Source organism: Algirhabdus cladophorae (assembly GCF_044772865.1).
GTDB lineage: Bacteria > Pseudomonadota > Alphaproteobacteria > Rhodobacterales > Rhodobacteraceae > Algirhabdus > Algirhabdus cladophorae.
Map to the genome: position 1 here is coordinate 1,635,536 of NZ_CP173029.1, position 16,911 is coordinate 1,652,446.

Annotated in this window: 17 protein-coding genes; 11 read left to right on the plus strand and 6 right to left on the minus strand. The window is 53.5% G+C overall.

All coding sequences use genetic code 11. From position 1 onward, the window contains the following. Positions 1-6: 6 nt before the first annotated feature. The 7 genes from ACIRQ6_RS07850 to phoB all read left to right on the plus strand — a co-directional run bounded on the left by ACIRQ6_RS07850 (position 7) and on the right by phoB (position 7,368). A complete protein-coding gene (locus ACIRQ6_RS07850; protein ID WP_420863573.1) occupies positions 7-1,038 on the plus strand; it encodes an ATP-binding protein in 1,032 nt (343 codons plus the stop codon). A 150-nt stretch (positions 1,039-1,188) separates the two neighbouring features. Further along, positions 1,189-2,223, plus strand: coding sequence for a substrate-binding domain-containing protein (locus tag ACIRQ6_RS07855; RefSeq protein ID WP_420863574.1), 1,035 nt, complete (start codon positions 1,189-1,191; stop codon positions 2,221-2,223). Between the two features lie 84 nt (positions 2,224-2,307). Then, positions 2,308-3,789 carry a phosphate ABC transporter permease subunit PstC gene (gene pstC / locus ACIRQ6_RS07860; RefSeq protein ID WP_420863575.1) on the plus strand — a complete coding sequence of 494 codons (1,482 nt, stop codon included), beginning with the start codon at positions 2,308-2,310 and terminating at the stop codon, positions 3,787-3,789. Beyond that, complete coding sequence (gene pstA / locus ACIRQ6_RS07865) at positions 3,789-5,117, plus strand: phosphate ABC transporter permease PstA (RefSeq protein WP_420863576.1); 1,329 nt, start codon at positions 3,789-3,791, stop codon at positions 5,115-5,117. The genes pstC and pstA overlap by 1 nt, the downstream gene beginning before the upstream one ends. Positions 5,118-5,143: 26 nt before the next feature. Beyond that, positions 5,144-5,947 carry a phosphate ABC transporter ATP-binding protein PstB gene (pstB, locus tag ACIRQ6_RS07870; RefSeq protein WP_420863577.1) on the plus strand — a complete coding sequence of 268 codons (804 nt, stop codon included), beginning with the start codon at positions 5,144-5,146 and terminating at the stop codon, positions 5,945-5,947. Between the two features lie 8 nt (positions 5,948-5,955). Further along, positions 5,956-6,657 (plus strand): phosphate signaling complex protein PhoU, encoded by a 702-nt coding sequence (phoU, locus tag ACIRQ6_RS07875; protein WP_420863578.1) that lies wholly within the window; start codon positions 5,956-5,958, stop codon positions 6,655-6,657. An 18-nt stretch (positions 6,658-6,675) separates the two neighbouring features. Further along, positions 6,676-7,368, plus strand: a complete 693-nt coding sequence (gene phoB / locus ACIRQ6_RS07880) for a phosphate regulon transcriptional regulator PhoB (protein WP_420863579.1) — start codon at positions 6,676-6,678, stop codon at positions 7,366-7,368. 9 nt (positions 7,369-7,377) lie between these two features. Here the strand turns inward: phoB and ACIRQ6_RS07885 are convergent, their stop codons facing one another. Beyond that, entirely contained in the window at positions 7,378-8,127 is a 750-nt protein-coding gene (locus ACIRQ6_RS07885) for a LuxR family transcriptional regulator (protein ID WP_420863580.1), read from the minus strand. A gap of 178 nt (positions 8,128-8,305) precedes the next feature. On the opposite strand from ACIRQ6_RS07885, the gene ACIRQ6_RS07890 reads away from it, so the two are divergent. Continuing rightward, complete coding sequence (locus ACIRQ6_RS07890; protein ID WP_420863581.1) at positions 8,306-9,184, plus strand: IS1595 family transposase; 879 nt, start codon at positions 8,306-8,308, stop codon at positions 9,182-9,184. Positions 9,185-9,280: 96 nt separating this feature from the next. On the opposite strand, the gene ACIRQ6_RS07895 is transcribed toward ACIRQ6_RS07890, so the two are convergent. The 5 genes from ACIRQ6_RS07895 to ACIRQ6_RS07915 form a co-directional block, all read right to left on the minus strand. Next, positions 9,281-9,766 carry an ImmA/IrrE family metallo-endopeptidase gene (locus ACIRQ6_RS07895; RefSeq protein ID WP_420863582.1) on the minus strand — a complete coding sequence of 162 codons (486 nt, stop codon included), beginning with the start codon at positions 9,764-9,766 and terminating at the stop codon, positions 9,281-9,283. Then, positions 9,759-10,181 carry a hypothetical protein gene (locus ACIRQ6_RS07900; protein ID WP_420863583.1) on the minus strand — a complete coding sequence of 141 codons (423 nt, stop codon included), beginning with the start codon at positions 10,179-10,181 and terminating at the stop codon, positions 9,759-9,761. The genes ACIRQ6_RS07895 and ACIRQ6_RS07900 overlap by 8 nt, the downstream gene beginning before the upstream one ends. A gap of 1,027 nt (positions 10,182-11,208) precedes the next feature. Next, positions 11,209-12,084, minus strand: coding sequence for a translation elongation factor Ts (tsf, locus tag ACIRQ6_RS07905; protein ID WP_420863584.1), 876 nt, complete (start codon positions 12,082-12,084; stop codon positions 11,209-11,211). 75 nt (positions 12,085-12,159) lie between these two features. Further along, on the minus strand, positions 12,160-12,954 hold the full coding sequence (gene rpsB / locus ACIRQ6_RS07910; RefSeq protein WP_420863585.1) for a 30S ribosomal protein S2: 795 nt from the start codon (positions 12,952-12,954) through the stop codon (positions 12,160-12,162). Between the two features lie 157 nt (positions 12,955-13,111). Further along, a complete protein-coding gene (locus ACIRQ6_RS07915; RefSeq protein ID WP_420863586.1) occupies positions 13,112-14,248 on the minus strand; it encodes a HupE/UreJ family protein in 1,137 nt (378 codons plus the stop codon). Between ACIRQ6_RS07915 and ACIRQ6_RS07920 the strand changes: the two genes are divergently transcribed. The 3 genes from ACIRQ6_RS07920 to ACIRQ6_RS07930 are packed head-to-tail and all read left to right on the plus strand — an operon-like array spanning position 14,247 to position 16,891. Next, positions 14,247-15,056 (plus strand): DUF4198 domain-containing protein, encoded by an 810-nt coding sequence (locus tag ACIRQ6_RS07920; RefSeq protein ID WP_420863587.1) that lies wholly within the window; start codon positions 14,247-14,249, stop codon positions 15,054-15,056. The two genes, ACIRQ6_RS07915 and ACIRQ6_RS07920, sit on opposite strands and share 2 nt — an antisense overlap. 48 nt (positions 15,057-15,104) lie before the next feature. Continuing rightward, positions 15,105-15,986 (plus strand): PfkB family carbohydrate kinase, encoded by an 882-nt coding sequence (locus ACIRQ6_RS07925; RefSeq protein WP_420863588.1) that lies wholly within the window; start codon positions 15,105-15,107, stop codon positions 15,984-15,986. Further along, complete coding sequence (locus ACIRQ6_RS07930) at positions 15,986-16,891, plus strand: pseudouridine-5'-phosphate glycosidase (protein WP_420863589.1); 906 nt, start codon at positions 15,986-15,988, stop codon at positions 16,889-16,891. The genes ACIRQ6_RS07925 and ACIRQ6_RS07930 overlap by 1 nt, the downstream gene beginning before the upstream one ends. Positions 16,892-16,911 lie beyond the last annotated feature (20 nt).

Below are 16,911 nucleotides of genomic sequence, written 5' to 3' on the forward strand. Positions count from 1 at the left end.
GGTGAGATGTCGGTCATTGCCCAAATCATCGACAAGCTTTCTCATGCGGCTGTGTATTTGTCGCCCTCAGGTGCTGTGCTACAGGTCAATGCGCCTGCGCGTGATGTGTTTGGATTGGACCTGACCGGTCGCCATTACCTGACTGTGATGCGGCAACCGGATTTGGTGCGGGCTATTGAAACGGCTTTGCGTACGGGATCTGCCAGCCGGGCCAGTATTCAAATCCTCGCAGGCCATGACAGCCAAGTGTTTGATGTGACCTGTGATCCGATTGAGGATCAGGGGGGCTGTGTATTTGTACAACTGCATGACACGACGGATCAGGATCAAACCATACAGATGCGCCGTGATTTTGTGGCCAACGTCAGCCACGAGCTGAAGACGCCTCTGACAGCGCTGAACGGCTTTATCGAAACTCTGCAAGGTCCTGCCAAAAACGACACCGCGGCCCGAGACCGGTTTTTGAGCATTATGGAGCAGGAAACCGATCGCATGACCCGGCTGGTGGATGATTTGTTGTCATTAAGCAAGGTTGAGCGTGACCAGAAAATCCGTCCCACGGCCCAAATTGATGTGGGCGCCGTGCTGGGATCAGTGGTGAACCGTCTGGAACCGCACGCCAAAAATCTTGAGATGCCGATCAGGTTGACCGCGCCGGATACCGCGGTCTTTTGTACCGCAGATGAGGATCAGATCCGACAAGTGTTTTCAAATCTGATTGAAAACGGTTTGAAGTATGGCCGCAGTGCGCGGGGCCTTGATGTTCATCTGAACTTTCCCGTGCAGGATGTGATCCTCAAAGGCGGTGGAATGCGGGTGGATTTTATTGATTACGGGGCAGGGTTTGACCCGATTCACATTCCTCGGTTGGGCGAGCGGTTCTACCGGATTGATGGCCACAGGGCCCGCGCAGTGGGCGGCACGGGGTTGGGACTGGCAATTGTAAAACATATCCTCAAGCGGCATCGCGGCGGGTTGAAAATTTCGTCAAAAATTGGTGGTGGTAGTATTTTTTCCGTATACTTGCCAAGGGTTTAGGGCACGATATCCCAAACGTGTTAATTGTTTAGATTGCCGTCACAAAACTTTTACACTAGGCCCGTAGACGGAGGGCAATCGCCAATGCGTGGCGATGTGAGCAGGCGCAAAATAAATGCGCCAAAAACCGAATAAAATTTGGAGACACATATGTCTTTTTCTCGTTCTTTGCTGACTTCTGCTGCCGCAGCTGCCCTGTTGGCTTCTCCTGCGGTTGCCCGCGACCAAGTTCAGGTTGCAGGGTCCTCCACAGTTCTGCCTTATGCCTCCATTGTTGCTGAAGCGTTTGGCGATAACACAGATTTTCCAACACCAGTTGTTGAATCAGGTGGCTCCTCTGCTGGCCTCAAGCGTTTCTGCCAAGGTGTTGGGACCGAGCACACTGATGTCGCCAACGCCTCACGGAAAATCCGCGACAAAGAAATCGCAGCCTGCGCCGAGAACGGTGTCACAGACATCATCGAAGTGCGCATCGGCTATGACGGCATTGTTTTTGCAAGCCAAATCGACGGCCCAGCCTACACAGCCTTCACACCGTCCGACATCTTTAACGCCTTGGCCCCTAAGGTGATGGTAGATGGCGCATTGGTCGACAACCCACACACAAAATGGTCCGACTTTAACCCTGACCTCCCCGATGCCGAGATCTTGGCCTTTATCCCAGGCACAAAGCACGGCACCCGGGAAGTGTTCGAAGAAAAAGTGGTTGCTGCAGGCTGTGAGGCCACAGGCGCCTTGGAAGCCATGATCGCCGGTGGCATGTCAGAAGATGACGCAGAAGATGCCTGCCTTGAGGTACGCACCGACGGCACATCCGTTGACATCGATGGTGACTACACAGAAACACTTGCCTCCATTGACGCAAATGCAAACGGCATCGGCGTGTTTGGTCTGGCGTTTTACGAGAACAACACAGACAAGCTGAAAGTTGCAACAATGTCCGGCGTGGCCCCGTCCACAGAGACAATTTCTACTGGCGAATACCCTGTGTCCCGTCCGCTGTATTTCTACGTGAAAAAAGCGCACATCGGTGTTGTTCCCGGTCTGAAAGAATTCGCATCGTTCTTTGTTGCTGATGAATTGGCTGGTCCGATGGGGCCATTGGCCAACTATGGCCTTGTATCTGATCCTGAACTTGCTGCGACACAGGCCATGATCGATGCAGAAGAGACAATGATGAAATAAGAGGCTATTGCTTCTGGGGGGCGGCATATTTCGTCGCCCCTTACGACCTTTTTGGTTATTTGACAAAGACTGGGTGGGATACTGATGCCTCTACTTTGGCTGATCATTGCTGTGATGATCATTGCTGCCGTTGGATTTGTACTAGGCCGTACAAGGGCTTTGGCTGCAACTGGTGGTGAAACACGCGATCTGCACTCGTTGCCCAATTATTACGGTTGGAACGTTTTTCTCAAGGTCGTGGTTCCGGCCTCCGGGCTGGTCCTGTTGTGGCTGTTGATCCAGCCTATGTTTATTGATCGCGCCGTGTCGGCAATGATCCCCGAGAGCACGATTTCCGAAGGGTCTAGTTTGGGGTTGGCCATGTCCGAAGTGCGCCGCACGGCTGACGGGATCACCAATGCGGTCAACCTTGGCGAAATGAGCCAGGAAATGGCTACGGACAGCGCCGTTGATCTGGCGGAATTCACCTCAAGTCTGAAGGACGCAGGCCAAATTGTTGCCAGTGATTTGACCCAAACAATTGTCGTGGCCGCCCAGCGGTACAACGCCCTGAGCGCGCGCAGCAGCCTGATCATGGCGATTATCGTGATTGCTGTTTCGCTGGTTGGATTGGCCGTCGCCCTACGCGAGACCCAACCACTGTTTCGGGCCCGCAACGTTGTGGAGCAAGGCGTCAGAGCGCTGCTGATCGGGGCGGCCTCCATTGCCATTTTAACCACCATCGGCATCGTCTTTTCGTTGATCTTCAACACTGTGGAATTTTTCCGGCTGTATAACGCATGGGATTTCTTTTTCGGTGTGGAATGGGCCCCCAGTTTTTCTGGGCGAGGCGGGTCATCCGAGCTTGGGGTTTTGCCGCTGCTTTGGGGCACTTTCTATATTTCTATTGTTGCCCTTTTAGTTGCGGTGCCTATTGGATTGTTTTCGGCGATTTACCTGTCGGAATACGCCTCAAACACCGTGCGGTCCGTGGCCAAACCCATGCTTGAGATCCTCGCGGGGATCCCGACAATTGTGTATGGCCTTTTTGCGTTGTTGACGGTTGGACCCATGTTGGTCAGCGTCTTTGGCGATGGGGGCCTGTTGGGCGTTGACTGGCAGGGCGGTGGCCGTGCCGTGGTGACAGCCGGTCTTGTGATGGGCATCATGTTGATCCCGTTTGTCAGCTCGTTGTCTGATGACATTATCAACGCGGTGCCGCAGGCGCTGCGCGACGGATCTTACGGATTGGGTGCCACGCAGTCAGAAACCATCCGGCAAGTTGTTTTGCCTGCAGCCCTGCCAGGTATTGTGGGCGCGATCCTGCTGGCAGCTTCGCGCGCCATTGGTGAAACGATGATTGTGGTTTTGGGGGCAGGGGCCGCAGCCCGCCTTAGCCTGAACCCCTTTGAAGCCATGACAACCGTAACCGCCAAGATTGTCTCGCAACTTACCGGTGACAGCGACTTTGCATCACCCGAAGCCTTGGTCGCCTTTGCCCTTGGTATGACCCTCTTTGTACTGACCTTGGGATTGAACGTGGTCGCGCTTTATATTGTGCGCAAATATCGGGAGCAATACGACTGATGACAGATCTCAGCAGCCAAGGCGTCCCCACGGCGCCAAAGACCTCGCTCTTTGCCAATGACGCAAACACCAAACGGCGTAACGCTGCTGAAAAGCGGTTCCGTGCCTACGGTATTACAGCCATCGCGTTTGGGATTTTCTTTCTCATCGTTCTGGCCGTGACCATTGTCCGATCCGGCCTTCCTGCGTTCACGCAAACCGTCGTAAGTGTTGATTTTACCCTCACCGAGGCTGAGTTTGCCGAAGCAGAAGGGACATTGTTTAAAACCAAGGTCTATTCCGGCTTTTTCAACAAAGCGCTGGTAAAACGTTTGGAAGAGCGTGGCGTCGAGGTCGAGTTTGATGAGGCTGCAATTGTGCGCATTATGGGCAAGGCCGGCAGCACGATCCGCGAGTTTTATCGCGAGAACCAAGATAAGCTTGGGCAACCGGTGCAATTTGAACTGTCTGCCTCCTCTCGGGTGGACGGGTACTTTAAGGGTCGTGTCACCCGTGAGGCCCTGCAAGACAGCCGATTTTTGCAACTCAGCGACCTTGATTTGGTCGATGCACTGAGACAGGCAGGGATCATCAAGCAAGCCTTCAATTGGAACTTTATCACTGGCGCTGATTCAGGTGTGGACAACCCAGGTGGCGCAGGCATCGGTGCTTCTGTCGTGGGGTCGTTCTTTATGATGCTGGTCGTGCTGGTCTTGTCCTTGCCGATCGGTGTTGCAGCCTCGATCTATTTGGAAGAATTTGCCCCGCAAAACCGCTTTACTGATCTGATTGAAGTGAACATCTCAAACCTTGCTGCGGTGCCGTCTATTGTGTTCGGGATCCTTGGGTTGGCTGTGTTCATTCAGTTTATGCACTTGCCACAATCGGCCCCGTTGGTCGGTGGTTTGGTTCTGACATTGATGACTTTGCCGACGATCATCATCTCGACACGCGCCTCCCTGAAGGCTGTGCCACCTTCGATCCGCGATGCGGCTTTGGGGGTAGGGGCCTCGAAAATGCAGGCGGTGTTCCACCATGTTCTGCCCTTGGCGGCCCCGGGCATCCTTACAGGCACGATTATCGGTCTGGCCCAAGCCCTTGGGGAAACAGCACCCTTGTTGTTGATCGGTATGGTGGGCTTTGTAGCCCGTGGCTATCCCGAAGGCTTTGCTGCAGGGTTTACCGAGCCAAACTCGGCCATGCCGGCGCAAATCTACACTTGGGCTGCCCGGGCTGACCCCGGCTTTTATGAAAAGGCGTGGGGTGGTATCATCATCCTGCTCATTTTCCTTCTGACGATGAACATTATTGCGATTATCCTGCGCCGCCGTTTCGAGCGCCGCTGGTAAACCCGCCGCTGAAGGAGATTTGACCCATGTATGACGCCCCAAACGCGACGGAGATGAAATTGACACAAGACCACGATGTAAAGATCACGGCGAAAGACGTGCAGGTCTATTACGCGGACAATCACGCCATTAAGGACGTGAATGTGGATATCCAAGACAAAACCGTCACAGCCTTTATCGGGCCGTCTGGCTGCGGAAAATCGACCTTTTTGCGGTGTCTGAACCGGATGAACGACACGATTGATATCTGCCGCGTGGAAGGCGACATTCGCATCGATGGGGAAGACATCAACGATAAACGCGTCGATCCCGTGCAATTGCGCGCAAAGGTTGGCATGGTGTTTCAAAAGCCAAACCCGTTTCCCAAATCGATCTATGATAATGTGGCCTATGGCCCGCGCATTCACGGCCTGGCCAAAAACAAGGCCGAGCTGGATGAAATCGTCGAGAAATCTTTGCGCCGTGGGGCCATTTGGGACGAGGTCAAAGACCGCCTGAACGCTCCGGGCAACGGCCTGTCTGGTGGGCAACAACAACGTTTGTGCATCGCGCGTGCCGTCGCAACCGAGCCTGAGGTGTTGCTGATGGACGAGCCATGTTCGGCGCTGGATCCCATTGCCACAGCACAGGTTGAGGAACTGATCGACGAATTGCGCGCGAATTTTTCAGTGGTGATTGTGACCCACTCGATGCAGCAGGCCGCACGGGTCAGTCAAAAGACAGCGTTTTTCCACTTGGGCAGTCTGGTGGAATATGACGACACCGGAAACATCTTCACAAATCCGCAGGACACACGCACCGAGGCCTATATCACCGGCCGGATCGGGTAGGAGACATCATGTCAGAACAACACATTGCCTCAGCATTTGATCGCGATTTGGAAACCATCCAAGGCTTGATTATGCGCATGGGCGGGCTGGTAGAACATGCCATCCATCAAGCCGCCAAAGCGTTGGAAGAACGCGATGAGGAACTGGCTGAACAAGTCCGCCTTGGGGACAAGGCGATTGACGAGCTAGAGGAACAAATCAACGAAGAGGCCGCTAGGCTCTTGGCGTTGCGCGCGCCGATGGGCCTTGATTTGCGGGTTGTTTTGAGCGTGCTCAAGATCGCAGCAAATCTGGAACGGGTTGGCGATTATGCGAAAAATATCGCCAAACGCACACCTGTTTTGGCCCAGCATGACCCGATCAACGGCAGTGGCGCTGCGTTGCGCCGCATGGCCCGTGAGGTTGAAGCGATGCTTAAGGACGCGCTGGACGCTTATATCCAACGTGATGACACTCTGGCCGAAGAGGTCCGTCAGCGCGACCGCGATGTGGACCAGATCTACAACGGTCTGTTTCGTGAATTCCTGACCTACATGATGGAAGACCAGCACAATATCACTCTGTGTATGCACATGCATTTTATTGCCAAGAACATTGAACGTATGGGCGATCACGTCACCAGCATTTCTGAACAAGTGATCTATTTGGTGACGGGATCCACGCCGGACGAGTCACGTCCAAAGGGCGATCCAGCACCGTATGAGACGTAGAAAAAACTGAGGTTTGTTATGGCGGACACGCTTAAACCAGCTGTTTTGGTGGTCGAAGATGAGCCATCCCAACGCGAAATCCTGACTTACAATTTGCAAGCCGAAGGGTTCGCTGTGCGAACGGCGCATGATGGGGAAGAGGCGCTGCTGTGCGTGGCCGAGGCCGCCCCGGATTTGATCCTGCTGGATTGGATGTTGCCGATTGTGTCGGGCATTGAGGTCTGTCGCCAGCTAAAATCCCGTGCTGCGACCAATGCGATTCCCGTCATTATGCTATCTGCCCGCAGCGAAGATACAGACAAGGTGCGAGGCCTCGATACAGGCGCCGACGATTACCTAACCAAACCCTATTCGGTAAGCGAACTTGTGGCCCGCGTACGCGCACAGTTACGCCGCTCGCGTCCTAGCACTGTCGGCCAAACCCTGCGCCACGACGGTGTTGTGGTTGATACAGAGAAACATCTGGTTCGTATCCATGAGGCAGATGTTAAACTGGGCCCGACTGAATACAGGCTTTTGTGCACGTTGATCGAAAAGCCGGGCCGGGTTTGGACCCGGGAAATGTTGCTGGACCGCGTTTGGGGGCGGGAGTTACACGTGGATACGCGCACTGTGGATGTCCATGTGGGCCGTTTGCGCAAGGCATTGACCCAGAACGGTGCATCGGACCCCATTCGGACGGTGCGCGGTGCTGGATATGCTTTAGGTTAGTCGCCTAAGCTACACATCTACAATGAAAATTTGGTTTTGCACGCTGGCCTTGAGCACAGCCTGAGCCGTCGTTTCTACGTCCAGTGCTTCCCGTGCCAATCGCAAATGTTTTTCAATCGTGGCTTGGGTCAAACCCATAATCATCGCGATATCCTGAGTTGTTTTACCGTCGCCAACCCATTCCAAAGCTTCTCGTTGACGTTTGGTCAGCGAGCGCTTGCTGGTATAGGGCAGGGTGATGATTTTCAGGTGTGCGACATTGTTCATCACAATGATATCGCGACCGTGTTTTTCCCAAATAGAATCAACGCTGTCCTGTGTCAGACCACGACGTGCAGTCAGGGCAATGGCACCGCGTGCACGTGACGATACCGACTTAAAGCTGACGGTATAGCCCGACGTGACTTCCATCCGTTGGTTCAGCTCAAAAACTCGTTTTTCGCTTTCGGTAAAGCCGCCCATACGGGCATTTTCTTTCATCCAGCCCCAGCTACAGGCGCCGGTATTCTCACGAGCCCATTTGACCATAGGGGCGTGGTGATACTGCTGTTCGCTGATAAAGGCGTCCATATACTCGGGATCATGATTGGACAGGATCAAAAGATCATCCGGATCGCCCAAAGAGTTTGAACTCATAAAGCGGGTAAAACCATAGATCAGACGATCAAACCCGTAGTCTAACATTTTTTCACTGTGCAGCGTCCAAACCTCTTCGACGGTTTGGGCTTCTGTCACATATTCTAGATATGTGCGATCCATTTATTTCCCCAGTCTTCACAGGCGACTATAGTCCAGCCTTCATGACACGTCTATTGCGCATTCCTTAATTTCAGGGGGGTGGCAAGAATATATCAACAGTACGCATAATCAGTATTATGTAAATATTACAGGGGTGTATCCCCTTGACATACGGTATTCCAATCACCATATATACTGTATGAAACAGACAAATGTGCGCCAGTTCTTTCAACAATTTCCTAATGACGAAGCATGTTTAGCGCACTTGTTTAATGTGCGCTTTGGTCAAGGCCATGAATGCCCGAAGTGCAAGCGCGAAGCCAAGTGGTATCGCCTTCAGTCTGAGCAAGCGTTCTCGTGCCAATGGTGTGGCCACCACATCCACCCCATGGTTGGCAGTATCTTTGAAAAATCGCGCACCCCGTTGCAGCTTTGGTTCTATGCAATCTTTTTGTTCACGACATCTAAGCACGGCGTCAGCGCCAAGGAATTGCAGCGCCAGCTTGGCGTCACGTACAAGACCGCATGGCGCATGGCTAAGCTGATCCGAGAGCACATGGCCGAAGTAGACGGTGACGCCCCTCTTGGTGGTTCTGGTGAGGTTGTTGAGGTCGATGAAACCTTCGTTGGCGGGAAAACTACTGGCCGTGATTGGCGTGAGCGTAAGACTGTTGTCATGGGCATGATGGAGCGTGACGGTGACGTGATGCTGAAAGTAGTCCCCGACCAGACACGCGGCTCTTTGATGCCTCAGATCGTTAACAACGTGGCTGATGGTACGGAAATCCACACAGACGAATTGAGCGCCTACAATAAAGCCATTCCAGTGGATCGCTACACCCACAAACGGGTCAATCACTCTCAGGATGAATACGTTGGCCCCAACGGCGAAACCACCAACTCAATCGAGAACTTCTTTGGGCACCTTAAGCGCTCACTGAAAGGCACACACAACAACGTGTCGCCCAAGTACCTTGAGGCCTACGTCAAAGAGTTCGAGTATCGCTTCAATCGTCGGACGACACCGGACGTGATGCTGGGTGAGTTGCTTTCTCGCTTCCCTGATTTGGGAGCTTAATCAGCGCTTCCAGTTTGTCGAGGTCGCCTTCGGGGTCGGCCTCGTGTTCCTTGATGAAGTCTTCCATCTTGTTCATACGAGCTTCGCGCAAAGTAGTCATGCTCTGATCCCAAGAGATTTAAGTCTAATTTTCATTGCCGCAACAGAAACACCACATAACTCTGCCATCTCTGGAACATTGTCTAAGTCCGCATTGTATTTAGCGCGCAAGGACCCAGCAGGCATTAACAAGTCTGCCGCGAATTTATTGGCTTGCACTTCATGTGATGGCGAAAGTGGGCCATACGGATTATCGCGCCCACCTTGAGAGAAAAGCCTATCAAGGTGTTGCTTGCCATCCAAGAGATCACGATGGAGGAGGTAGTGCCCGAGTTCATGCGCTGCTGTAAACCTTCGTCGCTGCGAGCTTTCGTTAGAGTTTACGGTAATCGTACAAAAGGGATCACTGTAGTCGATACGGCCTGATGATTCTTTGGCCATAGGCTGTTCAACATAGTCGATCCTCAAGTCTTGAATTATACCAACAACATCAACGGGAAGGCGTGAGGCATAATCCTTAACAATAGACATTTCATCAATCATCGGTACCCCCATCATCTAGTGCTTGCATCATTGCATTGATACCATCTGTAGTATCTGATATACCAGATTGCTCATCCATATGCGACATATATTCAGCTACAGCTCTGCGCACAATAGTTGGCGTAATATCTTGGACTTCTAGCTTCGCTACACGTTCTGCGACTGAAGATGCTTCTTCTTCGGCTTTACCCATGGCCGCGCCGCGAATAAGGAAAAAACCGCTTACAGCAATAACCGCAAGAAATATCTCTAACACTGTAAGTGAAACAGCTAATGTATCTGTCTTTGATACACTGCCAGAAACATTCCAAAGCAGAAGGATGAGAAGAAGATTTGAAAACCCAAGAATTACCGCTATAAAAAGCCAACAGTTTTCTCCGCGGCTAAACCAACCCGACTTTGTTTTTCTCGCCATTGATTATTCCTGATCTGCCAACACGACCAGAATTTCAACCTTTCCGCGATTCTACAATCCCAACAACGCCTTACAATTAGCGCCTAAACCTTACCGTATGCTGAGGGGGTACACCCCATATTACAAACACTATATCGCTAAGAAATAAGGACAAATCGATATATTCTCAATTGAAGAGGACCCTGATATATCCCTTGAGAACCATTTTAGGGAAATGCGCCTGATAATGTCAGCTTTTCCGTTTGTGCCTGCACCACAGCAAACCAACCCTAAAGGGCCACTTGAAATGGTATGCGCGGCCTTATGTGACTGGACGTCACGCGATCGTCGTCCCGTCGCATCCACGCAACATCGCAAGAGCGTGGCCCTGCGGATAGAAGCCTGTGGTGATATGGCGACGTTAAGCTTCGCCTCAAGTTCGAAGGCGTGAGACGTGTTATGCATAGGGTTGAGTTTTCTCCCGGGATCAAAAACCTATAATTGATGTGGGCCCTAAAGTGATGATCTTCGATTTTACGTAAAACCGACACTCTGCAAGCTCCCACACCCTACCCCAGCCTGTTTGATGCATGGTTTTTGTGAAAAAGTTCAGTGTTCCGAATTTTCAAACAAACGAATCCGTCAACCATCGCTTTTCCCATAGTGGCAGTGCTCAGTCTTAAGGCAAAATGCACGCTGTGGCTATTTTTACCCTTCAAGGCTCAACTATAGGGGGAAAAAGGACTGAAGGTTCCCTTTGAATTTTCAAAAGGTATGGAATCCCACACTTCCTTTACCTTAGGTTAATGTGCAATTCTACAAATGTTCCGTGAGTGGAGGCTAAGCCTTTGGAACCGGGTTGCGACGCCTGAGATTACAGGATCGTCGTAACCCATTTCCCCGGATCTTTGGGGTCATATCGCGCAGATAGACTGTTTGAAATGACGCCTCGGATCACTGTGTTGCAAGCACTTTCCCCAGAGTTTGCAAAAGAAACGGTGCCGTATTTCTACGGCACCGTTTTTCATTTCAGCGATATTAGTTAGACTTAGCCCTGAGCGGCTTTTGCAACTTCTGCTGCGAAGTCTTCTTTTTCAACTTCGATGCCCTCGCCCACTTCGAGACGCACAAAACCAGTGACCTCGACGCCGGCGTCTTTGGCAGCGGCTTCAACAGTCAGGTCAGGGTTCACAACGAAGGATTGGTTCAGCAAAGTCACTTCGGACATGTACTTTTTCATCCGGCCCACGATCATCTTTTCGATCACCGCTTCTGGTTTGCCGCTTTCGCGCGCAATATCCATCTGAACCTGCTTCTCTTTTTCAACAACAGACGCATCCAAATCAGCTTCGGACAACGACGCTGGGTTCACAGCGGCCACGTGCATGGCGATCTGCTTGCCAATGCCGTTGTCTGCGCCGTTCAACGCAACCAATACGCCGATTTTGCCCATGCCGTCCGTGACAGAGTTGTGGATGTAAGACACAACAGTCTCGCCTTCCAGTGTCGCCATACGGCGCACAGACATGTTTTCACCGATAGTCGCAATGGCGTCTGTGATTGTTGTGGCGACCGTTTTGCCACCAAGATCAGCTTCAACCAGCTCCTCTACAGTGCTGACACCGGTTGCAGCATTGGCGATCTTGCCGACCATGGCTTGGAAGTCTGCGTTCTTGCCGACAAAGTCTGTTTCCGAGTTTACTTCGACAGCCACGCCTTTGTTGCCTTCTACAGCGACGGCAACGAGGCCTTCGGCAGCCGTGCGGCCGGATTTCTTGGCAGCCTTTGCAAGGCCCTTTGTGCGCAGCCAGTCAACAGCGGCTTCCATGTCGCCGTCTGTTTCTGTCAGTGCTTTTTTCGCGTCCATCATGCCAGCGCCTGTGCTGTCACGTAGTTCTTTTACCAATGCAGCTGTGATCGCCATTTTGGTGTCTCCTAAATCAGAGGGTTATAAAGAAAAAATGTGAAGGCCGACCCCTGCCCGCCTTCACAGAATTGCTTAGCTTTCAGCCGGTGCTTCAGCAGCTGCTGCGGCTGGTGCTTCTTCGGCGACAGCTTCTTCTACTGGGGCTTCTTCCATGGCACCCAGATCGATACCAGCTGCACCCATTTGCGCGCTCATACCTTCCAAGGCGGCACGTGCTACCAAGTCAGTGTAAAGTGCGATGGCGCGGGCTGCGTCGTCGTTGCCCGGAATGATGTAGTCCACACCGTCTGGCGAACAGTTGGTGTCAACCACGGCCACAACGGGGATACCCAGTTTGTTGGCTTCTGCGATGGCCAGATCTTCTTTTTTCACGTCAACCACGAACAGCATGTCCGGCACGCCGCCCATTTCGCGAATGCCGCCCAGCGAGGCTTGCAACTTACCTTGGTCACGTTCCATGCCCAAACGCTCTTTCTTGGTCAGGCCTTCAGCGCCAGATGCCAGAGCTTCGTCAATGTGCTTGAGACGTTGGATCGACTTCGACACTGTTTGCCAGTTTGTCAAAGTACCACCCAGCCAGCGGTGGTTCATGTAGTACTGCGCGCATTTCTCAGCGGCTTCAGCGATGGGGTTTTGTGCCTGACGCTTGGTGCCCACGAACAAGATGCGACCGCCTTTTGAAACAGTCTCTTGGATCGCATGCAGAGCGGCGTCCAACATGGGCACAGTTTGTGTAAGGTCCATGATGTGGATGCCATTGCGCGAGCCATAGATGAACTCTTGCATGCGGGGGTTCCAGCGTTGGGTTTGGTGCCCAAAGTGTACGCCAGCCTCGAGCAGCTGACGCATGGTGAATTCGACGGCCATGTCCGTATCCTTTCCGGTTTATGCCTCGGCAGAGGGTATGAAACATCTGTTCCAACCGGTGGACCATTGGGGGATTTTGATCCCAAGGGCCCGCCTCTACCTGCGATTTAAGTAAGCGCCTTCTAGGGCCGGCTGCGTCAAGGCGCAACCCCCTTTTTTATATGGGCATCATTGATAGATCAAAGACCCGCTCAACGAACCACCCTGCCCCGATTATCGCAATGCCGACAGAGGCGGGAATGGCGATAACAGTCCGGTACCAAGGTTTGTTGCGAAACCAGAGGCCAACGGCAAAAAAGGCCGCGGCGATCACCGCCAATTGGCCAATCTCGACTCCAATGTTGAAACCAATCAGGGCCGGTATGAAGCCGCCTGTTGGAAGGCCGAAATCGCCCAGAACGCTGGCAAACCCAAGGCCGTGTAGCAGACCAAACCCGAAGATTATGAAGGGACGCCAAGGGTTTAGCCCCTTAGCAAATATGTTTTCAACGGCCACAAAGACGATTGAAGCGGCAATCAACGGCTCGACAATACTGCCGGGTATGCTCACCCAGCCCAAAGCCCCCATAGCGAGCGTCACGGTATGGGCCAGTGTGAACGCTGTCACTTGCCACAGCAAAGGCCGCAGTTGCGTCGACAAAAAGAACAGGCCCAAGACGAACAGGATGTGATCAAGGCCCTTGGGCACAATGTGGTCAAATCCCACTGGGATGTATTCAAAGAACGCCGCCCAGCCGGTTTGCTGGCCGCCGCCTGCAATCGTGATTGCCTCGCTGACGACGCCAGGGGCCAAGAAACCAGTGTAAGGGGCTTCAACGTCCAGCTGGCGCAGGATTAATGTGCCATATGACTTGTTCCACCCAACGATTAATTGCTTTGCTCCATCAGGGAGTTGCGCGATGACGTTAATCTCTGTTGGGCGCGGCAATTCAACGTTGCCAACGGGGGGAACCGTAATGTCTGACAATTCAAGATCGACCGATTGACCATCGGCCGTCACAGTAAACCCTGTGACAAGTTCTGGCCAAATCTCGCGAAATCTTTGCGCCAGATCTACATCAGATAAGGCGCGCAACACATCGTAATCGTTAGATTTATCACTTTCGTTTGTATCTGCGAGCGCTGACAAATCAACGCCTGCGACCATGGCCTCGGCCGAGATGCTGATGTCCATCGACAGCAACCCGTCCACAACAGTGAAATCCGCCACGGAAGGGTTCACCTCGTGGGATAACGCAGCTGTGCTGACAATCAGGCTTGACAGTGCGGCCCAGCAGACCACTTTCAGTGCCATGAAGCACGCATGTATTCTGGCCATTATCGCCACGCTTAGTCCTATCCCTGTAACAGCCCATGAATTCTGGCTCGAGCCGGAGAAGTATCAAGTGCTTTCGGGCGAGTCTATAAGAGCTGACTTACGAAATGGACAGAAGTTTGAAGGTGTGTCGCTGCCCTACAATGAAAACTCGTTTTTGGCATTCGAGCGTGCATTTGCGGGCGAGGTCACTGCGGTCAAAGGTCGTCTGGGCGACCGCCCGGGCTTGCAAACCACGTTGCCCGCCGAAGGCCTTGCCAGTTACGCCTATACCTCGACCCTGGCCCATGTGAATTACACGTCTTGGGAAAAATTTCAGGCCTTTGTGGATCACAAGGATTTTGGCGACGTACAGGCCCGGCATTCTGCGCGCGGTCTGGATCCAGAGAAGTTCAAAGAGGCCTACACCCGTTTTGCCAAGACCCTTGTGGGGGTCGGTAATGCGGCAGGACAGGATCGCGCCTTTGGCATGGAAACCGAATTGGTGGCCTTGGCTAACCCTTACACAGATATCACGGACGGGACGTTGCAGGTTCAGGCGCTTTATCAATCACAACCACGGCCAGACGTTCAGATTGAGCTCTTTGAAAAGGCCCCAGATGACAGTGTCAGTATAACACTTCACCGTACCAATGACGCGGGCGTTGCGACCTTGCCCGTGAAAGCAGGTCACAGCTATATCGTAGACGCCGTGGTGTTGCGGGTTCCCAGCGCTGAGGTTGCGGACAAACAGGGCGCTGTTTGGGAAACCTTATGGGCATCGTTGACATTTAGCGTGCCGCAATAGGCTGCCACCCCTTGCACCGCTGCCCGCTTTGAGGTCAAAGCGAAGGCTATGACAAAGACCGTTTATTGCATTGGCAGCGTCCTATGGGACGTGATCGGGCGCACAGATGCGGCCCTGTCCATCGGGTCCGATGTAGGCGGGCGCATCTCGCGGGGGCCCGGCGGGGTCGCCTTGAACATTGCAATGGCCCTGACGCAGCAAAACCTACGGGCCGAACTTGTCAGCGTGATTGGTACGGATCCGGACGGGGCTACCCTGCGCGAGGCCTGTCTTGCCATGGGATTGGGCTGTGGCGCGCTGCAAAGCCGCGCGGACCTTCCCACAGATCAATACATGGCCATTGAGGACGCAAATGGTGTTGTTTCGGCAATCGCAGATGCCCATTCGCTGGAGGCCGCGGGGCAATCCGTGTTGGCGCCATTTTTGGATGGCACGATAGGATCAGATGCCCTGCCCTTTGACGGGATCATCGCTTTGGATGGCAACCTGACCGAATCGGTACTAGGCTTTATCGCGACCGCACCGGCCTTTGCACGCGCAGATTTACGTGTGGCCCCGGCCTCGCCGGGTAAAGCCACGCGGCTAAAAGCGCTATTGCACCATCCCAACGCCAGTTTTTACATCAACCTGACCGAGGCGCGCAGCCTTGGGGCCACTGGTGCCGAAACCGCCGATGCCGCCGCGCAAATGCTGGTGGCGCAGGGCTGCAAACGAGTGATTGTCACCGATGGGCACCGGTTGGCCGCTGATGAAGATGCCGCGGGCTGCTGCCAAACCCAGCCGCCTCAGGTGGCCCAAGCCCGGGTGACCGGTGCAGGTGATACGTTGATGGCTGCGCATATTGCGGCAGAGTTACAGGGCCAGTCGCGTGAAGCGGCGTTAGATCATGCCTGTCACACTGCTGCCCATTTTGTTTCTGGAGAAGACTGATGTTGTTTCACCCTTCGCGCGCCGTAAAAGATGCTCTGGCCGATGGACGCCCCGTCGTGGCATTGGAAAGCACGATCATCACTCACGGCATGCCCTATCCGCAGAACCTTGAAACCGCGCAACGTGTCGAGGCTATGGTCATAGAAAACGGTGCCGTGCCTGCGACCATCGCAGTGTTGGACGGGCGTTTGCATGTGGGGCTAGAGGCGGATGCCTTGGAAACCCTCGCTCAGGCAAAGGATGTGGCTAAGTTAAGCCGCGCGGATCTGGCCGTGTGCATGGCACAGGGCCGCACAGGGGCCACGACGGTTGCAGCCACAATGATTGCAGCACATTTGGCCGGGATTGCGACCTTTGCCACAGGAGGCATCGGCGGTGTTCACCGTGGCGCGGAAACCAGCATGGATATCTCGGCAGATTTGGCCGAATTGGCGCAAACCCCCGTCACTGTCGTGGCGGCAGGCGCCAAGGCGATACTGGACATCCCGCGCAGTTTAGAAGTGCTGGAAACCTACGGTGTGCCGGTGATCGCTTTTGGCCAAGACAACCTGCCTGCGTTTTGGTCCTGTGACAGTGGGATCAAGGCACCTTTGCGGGCAGATAATCCCGCGACAATTGCCGCAAGCCACCGTTTGCGCGGCGCGCTTGGGATCGCCGGGGGGCAATTGATTGCCAATCCAGTGCCCATGGCCGATGAGATCCCGCAGGCCCAAATCTCGCCGATCATTGAGGCTGCATTGGCCGAGGCCGCAGACCAAGGCATCGCCGCAAAAGCCGTGACGCCATTTTTGCTGCAACGCATTTTTGAACTGACCGAGGGTTCATCATTGCACACAAATATAGCTTTGGTGCTGAATAACGCAAAATTAGCCGCCCAAATCGCAGTGGAGCTGAGCAAAACTTAATTTGACCGCCCCCGATGCCC